This is a genomic window from uncultured Campylobacter sp., assembly GCF_938045405.1.
Lineage (GTDB): Bacteria > Campylobacterota > Campylobacteria > Campylobacterales > Campylobacteraceae > Campylobacter_B.
In genome coordinates this window covers 1-2,826 of record NZ_CALIMW010000052.1, presented here as the reverse complement: position 1 = coordinate 2,826, position 2,826 = coordinate 1, and the positions used below count along the sequence as shown (strand labels likewise).

The 2,826-nt window shown below is 45.4% G+C and carries 4 protein-coding genes; 2 read left to right on the top strand and 2 right to left on the bottom strand.

Annotated elements, in window-relative coordinates; genetic code table 11:
- Together Q0140_RS12605 and Q0140_RS01600 are read right to left on the bottom strand one after the other, a co-directional pair.
- Positions 1–112 (bottom strand): prepilin-type N-terminal cleavage/methylation domain-containing protein (locus Q0140_RS12605; RefSeq protein WP_366112820.1); only part of this gene is annotated, 112 nt, incomplete at its 3' end.
- A 12-nt stretch (positions 113–124) separates the two neighbouring features.
- Complete coding sequence (locus Q0140_RS01600) at positions 125–871, bottom strand: type II secretion system protein (RefSeq protein ID WP_297960986.1); 747 nt, start codon at positions 869–871, stop codon at positions 125–127.
- Positions 872–1,123: 252 nt separating this feature from the next.
- On the opposite strand from Q0140_RS01600, the gene bamD reads away from it, so the two are divergent.
- Positions 1,124–1,771, top strand: a complete 648-nt coding sequence (gene bamD, locus Q0140_RS01595) for an outer membrane protein assembly factor BamD (protein ID WP_297960983.1) — start codon at positions 1,124–1,126, stop codon at positions 1,769–1,771.
- A gap of 8 nt (positions 1,772–1,779) precedes the next feature.
- Positions 1,780–2,826 (top strand): LON peptidase substrate-binding domain-containing protein (locus Q0140_RS01590; RefSeq protein ID WP_297960981.1); only part of this gene is annotated, 1,047 nt, incomplete at its 3' end.

The window sequence follows — 2,826 nt, the reverse complement described above, 5'->3', positions numbered from 1 at the left end:
CATGTACGTAGGATTTGTAGATCTTCGTGTATAGATCGGCACCAAACATCGAGATGATACCTAGCACTACGATAACAAACACTAGCTCTATAAGGGTAAAACCTTTTTTCATCTCGCGCTCCTGTCAGTTATATCGTCTAGTAACGGTTGTCTGGACGCCGACGCCGATATTAGATAAAAACGCTTTTAAAACGACTGATTTAGCAGCACCGTCTCTCGCTACAGCATCGTTGAGATCCGTAGCAGCAACCCTAACCATCTTGATATTGGTAACAGCGCCATTGGATGGCTGATCACTAAGAACACCACTTATATCGGTACCGGTAGCATACTGCGCAGCAGTAAAAGGCTCTGCTACATAATCCACATCTATATTAATCCTAGTATTTAGAATGAAGTCACCCTTGCTGCTAGAGCCTACCAGATCACCGACTCTTATATCGGTCGTGAACTGGTCGTAGTCGTCAATATCGTTATAACGACCTCCACCAACCGAAATTCCATTTCTACCAAATTGCTTTTTTGTAGCCGGAGTTTGGGAGCTGATTCCACGCTGACTAGCTTCCGGTAAAATCCCCGGTCTAACTTCCTTGGTACTATTGCCCGAATCATCTACGCCTGGAGTTACGGTCAAAATTCTATCCATGCAGCTCGCATCGCCTCCGCATGTAGCATCATTAGCATACGCACTATCCCATTGCGCCTTAGATACGCGAGACATTAAAGCTTTGGCGTTATATACGAGCTCCTCTTTGATCGCGAGGGCGTTTAGCTCGGTGGTTTGCGCGACGATGCGCGGGATCGCCATCGTAGTGATCGCTAAAATCACGATGGTAAAGATCAGCTCAATTAGAGTAAAACCTTTTTTCATCTTACATCCTTTCTTTAAAATTTTGAAATTACGGAAACGCAAACTTACTCTGCGTTATCGGCGCTAATTATACTATTGTTAAACTTAAATTTAGAATTTATCGCGTAAATTTTTTCGATTTACAAAGATTTTTAAGCCCGAACGCACAAAAATTTTAAAGAAATTCCATTTTTAAATTTGAACGCGGAATTTAAGCTTGCATTTACTCAAAGACTATAAAATTACGAGCTAAATAAATTCCAAGGATTTTTTATGACAAATCTAAGTAAAATTCTATCCGCTCTCCTATTTATCGCGTTTATCGGCGGCTGCAGTGGCAAAGGCGACGGCGAGCTTTTTAATCTAAGCCCCGAGGCATGGTATTCTAAAATTTTAGAAGATATCAATAACGCCAGCATGGAGGATGCCGAGAAGCACTACACTAGCTTTTCTAGCGAGCATATCGCCTCTCCGCTGCTTGAGGAGATGACACTCATTATGGCGTGGGCTTTTGTGGAGGATGAAAACTACGAGAAAGCAAACAAATACCTAGACGAATATATCCGTCTCTACGGCACGACGCAAAAGATCGAATACGCAAGATTTCTAAAAATTAGAGCAAATTTCGATTCCTTTAGCCGCCCAAATCGCAACCAAAAGCTAATGCTAAACAGCATCGACGAAATTCGAAAATTTATAGCTGAATACCCGCAGAGCGAGTATCGTCCGCTACTTGAGACGATGCTAACGAAGCTCAGGCTTGCCGAGCATCAGCTAAATATCGACATCAAAGACCTTTACCAGCGCACCGACCGCGAAAGTTCTGCCAAAATCTACGAGCAGCGCATCAAGGAATCCCCGCTAAACGGCACCGACGTCATCAAACCGCGCTCGCCTTGGTACCGCGCGATTTTTGAGTAGGAGGAGCGATGCAACTGATGCAAAATACAACCTTCCCTAGCGATCTGCCTATCATCGTCGAGGACGAGCTATTTTTATATCCGTTTATGATAGCGCCCCTTTTCATCGGCGACGAGCATAATAAAAAAGCCCTTGATCTAGCCGCCAAAAACGAATCTATGATAATGGTCGTAAGCTCAAAGTCGGAATTTAGCGGCGATAGAAGCTTCGGCGGTATCTATAACGCAGGCGTCGTGGGCTCCGTGATGAGAACCGTGCCGCTTCCGGACGGTCGGGTTAAAATTTTATTTCAAGGCGCGCTAAAAGGCAAAATCATAAAAGAAATTTCACAAGATCCGCTAATCGCTACCGTCGATATCATCCATGACGAGCGCGGCAACGATCAGAAGCTAGACGCGCTGGTAAGCGTGCTAAAGGAAAAAACCAAGACGCTTAGCACGCTCACGCATTTTTTCCCGAACGATCTGCTAAAGACCATCGACGACGGCACCGACGCAGCGCGCGTTTGCGACCTGATTTTAAGCGCACTGCGCCTAAAAAAGCAGGTAGCCTACTCATTTTTTACCGAGAGCAACTTGCAAAAGCGTCTTTTCAACCTCATCAACTACATCTCCGACGAGATCGAAGCGCAGAGGCTCGAAAAGGAGATCAAAAGCAAAGTTCACTCCAAGATCGATAAGACGAACAAAGAGTATTTTTTAAAAGAGCAACTCAAGCAGATCCAAAAGGAGCTCGGCGGCGATGCCGATCGCGACGTCGAGATCGAGGAATACCGCAAAAAGCTGGAAGCCAAAAAGCCGTATTTGGGAGAGGATGCCTATAAAGAGATCAAAAAGCAGATCGATAAATTTGCCCGCCTTCATCCGGACAGCGCCGATGCGGGGCTCGTGCAGAGCTATCTGGACTGGGTTTTGGAGGTACCTTTTGAAAAGACCGCCAAACACAAGATGTCCATCGAGGGCGTTACCGCTCAGCTAAACAAAGACCACCATTCGCTGCAAAAGCCCAAGGCGCGCATCGAAGAGTATTTCGCGCTGAAACAGCTTTTAGAGCTT

Bases quoted from the DNA above. Each gene is read 5' to 3' on its own strand.
- bamD (WP_297960983.1), top strand. From the start codon at position 1,124: ATGACAAATCTAAGTAAAATTCTATCCGCTCTCCTATTTATCGCGTTT.
- Q0140_RS01600 (WP_297960986.1), bottom strand. From the start codon at position 871: ATGAAAAAAGGTTTTACTCTAATTGAGCTGATCTTTACCATCGTGATT.